1 protein-coding gene is annotated in these 308 nt (G+C 68.8%); it reads right to left on the bottom strand.

Annotated elements, in window-relative coordinates; translation table 11 throughout:
• The coding region (gene hslV, locus AABA86_RS34570; RefSeq protein ID WP_338309940.1) for an ATP-dependent protease subunit HslV at positions 1-308 on the bottom strand (308 nt) is incomplete at both ends.

Raw genomic sequence — 308 nt, 5'->3', positions numbered from 1 at the left:
GGTCTCGGCGTCCTTGTCGGTGTCGAGCAGGGCCCGTGCCGCCGCCAGCGCGTAATTGCCGCCGGAGCCGATCGCCATGACGCCGGCCTCGGGTTCGAGCACGTCGCCGGTGCCGGTCAGCACCAGCGAGACGTCCTTGTCGGCCACGATCATCATGGCCTCCAGCCGCCGCAAATAACGGTCGGTGCGCCAGTCCTTGGCCAGCTCGACCGCGGCCCGGGTCAGCTGCCCCGGATATTGCTCGAGTTTGGCTTCCAACCGCTCAAACAGCGTGAAGGCATCGGCGGTCGCGCCGGCAAAGCCGCCGA

It is taken from the genome of Bradyrhizobium sp. TM233, from assembly GCF_036247965.1.
Taxonomy (GTDB): Bacteria; Pseudomonadota; Alphaproteobacteria; order Rhizobiales; family Xanthobacteraceae; genus Bradyrhizobium; species Bradyrhizobium ottawaense.
Note: the sequence above shows the minus strand (reverse complement) of the source record. Positions and strands in the feature narration are given on the sequence as shown.